Below are 3,976 nucleotides of genomic sequence, written 5' to 3' on the forward strand. Positions count from 1 at the left end.
GTCGAGGACGCCGTCGTGTTCGTCAAGGGCCGCCTCGACAAACGCGAAGACGTCCCCCGCCTGGTCGCCATGGAACTCCAGGTACCCGACCTGAGCGGTGCCGGGGAGACACCGGCCGTCCGGCTCGGCATGGTGCAGGCACAGGTCACCCCGGAAGCCGTCCGGCAGTTGAAGGAGATCCTCGCCGCACATCCCGGCTCCGCCGAGGTACGTCTGAGTGTGCGCGGCCGGACCCGTACGACCGTGTACCGCCTCGGATACCGGGTCGACGCGCGGCCGGAGTTCTGGGCGGACCTCAAAGCGGCACTCGCGGTGACGCGGGTTCCTGGTGCCTCCGGAGTTCCGGGGCCTTCGTAAAAGCGCGCCACCGCGCGCGCCGCGCCCCCGGTCAAGGCTGTCCCATGTGCTGCGCGAACCCTTGCTGCCCCAACTCCCATACTGTAGACAATATTTCGTCGACAGTTTTCGACGACTCCTCGGTACCCTCGACCGAACGGAGACCCTCAAGTGAAATTGGCAGTTCTCGGCGCCGGTGCGATCGGCGCCTACGTCGGTGCCGCGCTGCATCGCGCGGGCGCCGATGTGCACCTCATCGCCCGTGGACCGCATCTGACGGCCATGAGGCAGCACGGCGTACGTGTGCTCAGCCCGCGCGGCGACTTCACCGCACGGGCCCACGCCACCGACGACCCGGCCGAGGTGGGCCCGGTCGACTTCGTCTTCCTGGGCCTGAAGGCCAACTCGTACGCGGCGTGCGGGCCGCTGATCGAGCCTCTACTGCACGACACCACGGCGGTGGTCGCCGCCCAGAACGGCATTCCCTGGTGGTACTTCCACCGGCACGGCGGCCCGCACGACGGCTACCGGGTGGAGAGCGTGGACCCCGACGGCGCGGTCAGTGCGGTGCTCGCGCCCGAACGGGCCATCGGATGCGTGGTGTACGCGGCAACCGAGCTCGCCGGGCCGGGAGTTGTCCGTCACCTCGAAGGCACCCGGTTCTCCGTCGGTGAGCCCGACCGCTCCGTCTCGGCGCGGTGCACCGCGTTCAGCGAGGCCATGCGGACGGGCGGCCTCAAGTGCCCGGTCGAGCCGGATCTGCGCGGCGACGTCTGGCTCAAGCTGCTCGGCAACATCTCCTTCAACCCCATCAGCGCCCTCGCGCGCGCGACCATGCGGCAGATGTGCCTGCACGGCGGCACACGCAAGGTCATCGAGATCATGATGACCGAGACGCTCGCGGTCGCCCGGGCGCTGGGCTGCGAGGTGGGGGTCTCCATCGAACGGCGCCTGGCCGGCGCGGAACGCGTCGGCGACCACCGCACCTCGACCCTGCAGGACCTGGAGCGCGGAAAACCGCTCGAACTCGACGTACTCCTCGCCGCCGTCGTCGAGTTGGCGGACATCACCGGCGTCGAGGTGCCCACGCTCCGCACCGTCCACGCCATCTCGGATCTGCTCGCATTGAGGATCGCCGCATGAAGAAACGCGACCGCACTCCGAAGACGTACACCCGACTCACGCACCCCCTGGTCCGCGACTCGCGTGACGAGCCCTTCCGGCAGGCCACCTGGGACGAGGCGCTGGACCGCGCCGCCCGGGGACTCGGCGCGGCACGCGGCGCGTTCGGCATGTTCTCCTGCGCCCGCGCGACCAACGAAATGAACTACGTGGCGCAGAAGTTCGCGCGCGTCGTCATGGGCACGAACAACGTCGACTCCTGCAACCGCACCTGCCACGCCCCGAGTGTCGCGGGCCTGTCGGCGGCTTTCGGCTCGGGCGGCGGGACCTCCTCGTACGAGGAGGTCGAGCATACCGACCTCATCGTGATGTGGGGCTCCAACGCCCGCTTCGCGCACCCGATCTTCTTCCAGCACGTCCTGAGGGGGATCAGGAACGGCGCCCGCATGTACGCGGTCGATCCGCGCCGTACGTCCACGGCCGAGTGGGCGGAGAGCTGGCTCGGACTGAACGTGGGCACGGACATCCCGATGGCGCACGCGATCGGCCGCGAGATCATCCACGCGGGGCTGGCCAACCACGCGTTCATCGAGCGGGCGACGACCGGCTTCGATGAGTACCGGCAGCTCGTCGAGCCCTGGACGCTGTCGCTCGCCGAAAAGGTGACAGGGGTACCGGCCGCGGCGATACGGGAGCTGGCGCACGCGTACGCCCGCGCCGAGCGGGCCCAGCTGTGCTGGACCCTCGGTATCACCGAGCACCACAACGGCACGGACAACGTACGCGCGCTCATCAACCTGTCCCTGCTGACGGGTCATGTGGGGCGCTACGGCGCGGGGTTGCAGCCCCTGCGCGGCCAGAACAACGTGCAGGGCGGCGGCGACATGGGCGCCATCCCGAACCGGCTGCCGGGCTTCCAGGACATCCTCGACCCGGACACGCGCCTCAAGTTCGAGTCCGCGTGGGACACCGTCATCCAGCCGCACTACGGGCTGAACCTGACGGAGATGTTCGAGGCCATGGAGGAGGGCACGCTCCGGGCGGTCTACTGCGTCGGCGAGAACCCGGCCCAGTCCGAGGCCGACAGCGAGCAGGCGATCCGCCGCATGAGGGCCCTCGACTTCCTCGTCGTCCAGGACATCTTCCTCACGAAGACCGCCGAGCTGGCCGATGTCGTGCTGCCCGCGACGGCCGGCTGGGCGGAGACGGACGGCACCACCACCAACAGCGAGCGACGGGTTCAGCGCGTCCGGGCGGCGGTCACCCCGCCCGGTGAGGCCCGCGAGGACATCGACATCATCTGCGAGCTGGCCGCCCGGCTCGGCCACGAGTGGAAGTACGCGGACTCCGAGGCCGTGTGGAACGAGCTGCGGTCGGTGTCGCCGGACCACCACGGGATGACGTACGAACGCCTGGAGGAGCACCAGGGCATCCAGTGGCCGTGCCCGGACACCGAGCGGCTCGAACCGACGTACCTGCACGGTCGTCTGTGGTCGCCGGATCCGGCGGGGCGGGGGCGTCTCGCGCCCTTCGGGCTCGTCCAGCACGATCCGCCCGTCGACCTGACGGACGAGGAGTACCCGATCCGCCTCACCACCGGGCGGCGGCTCGACTCGTACAACACCGGTGTGCAGAGCGGCGGTTACGCCTCTCCGTTGCGGCGCGGCGAGTACGTCGAGCTGTGCCCGGAGGACGCGGAGCGCTATGGCGTGGTGGTCGGCGAGGAGGTCCAGGTCTCCTCGCGGCGCGGTGCGGTGGTGGCGCCGGTGTGGATCGACACGGCGCTGCGGCCCGGGCTCGCGTTCATGACCATGCATTTTCCCGACGAGGTGGACACCAACCAGCTGACGATCGAGGCGAACTGCCCGATCGCGGGGACGGCGGAGTTCAAGGCGTCGGCGATCCGGATCGAGAAGCTGCCGGTTGCGACTCAGGTGAGGTGATCTGGTGGATCTGCACTTCGGTGACAGCAAGCCCACGGACGAGGAACGGGCGGCGGTCGACGCGCTGCTCGGGCCTCCGGAGTCGTCGTGGGAGGGCGCGGACCGTTCCGACGCCGACCTGAGGTGGGCCCGCGGCGGACGTGCGGCACGGGATCGTCGTGACCTGCTGTTGCCGGGGCTGCACGCCGTCAACGACCGGGTCGGCTGGATCAGCGAGGGCGCGCTCGGCTACCTGTGCCGGCGGCTGACGGTGCCGCCGGCGGAGGCGTACGGGGTCGCGACCTTCTACGCGATGTTCTCGGTGAAGCCACGCCCCGCTACGGTCCTGCACGTCTGCACGGACCTCGCGTGCGCGGCGGCGGGCGCGGCGGACCTGTGCGCCGGGGTCGAGGCCCGGCTGGGCCTCGGGAGCGGGGTGTCGGTCGAGCGGAGCCCGTGCCTGGGGCTGTGCGAGAGGGCTCCGGCGGCGTTGGCGGTGCGGGCGGGGGCGCCTGAGGAGGAGTTCGCCCCCGCCGCCCCTGCCCATTCCCGACCCCTGGGGGCTCTGCCCCCAGACCCCCGCTGGGGCTCCGCCC

Annotated in this window: 3 protein-coding genes and 1 pseudogene; all 4 read left to right on the plus strand. The window is 70.6% G+C overall.

Annotated features, from left to right (window positions below; translation table 11 throughout):
* A pseudogene (locus FGD71_RS35280) lies at positions 1-357 on the plus strand (DNA polymerase III subunit alpha); the annotation flags it as partial.
* 150 nt (positions 358-507) lie between these two features.
* Positions 508-1,479 (plus strand): 2-dehydropantoate 2-reductase, encoded by a 972-nt coding sequence (locus FGD71_RS35285; RefSeq protein WP_119104634.1) that lies wholly within the window; start codon positions 508-510, stop codon positions 1,477-1,479.
* Positions 1,476-3,401 (plus strand): molybdopterin oxidoreductase family protein, encoded by a 1,926-nt coding sequence (locus FGD71_RS35290; protein ID WP_119104635.1) that lies wholly within the window; start codon positions 1,476-1,478, stop codon positions 3,399-3,401. The genes FGD71_RS35285 and FGD71_RS35290 overlap by 4 nt, the downstream gene beginning before the upstream one ends.
* 4 nt (positions 3,402-3,405) lie before the next feature.
* On the plus strand, positions 3,406-3,976 hold a 571-nt coding region (locus FGD71_RS35295; protein ID WP_240436922.1), incomplete at its 3' end, for an NADH-quinone oxidoreductase subunit NuoE family protein.

Source organism: Streptomyces sporangiiformans (genome assembly GCF_005768555.2).
Taxonomy (GTDB): domain Bacteria; phylum Actinomycetota; class Actinomycetes; order Streptomycetales; family Streptomycetaceae; genus Streptomyces; species Streptomyces sporangiiformans.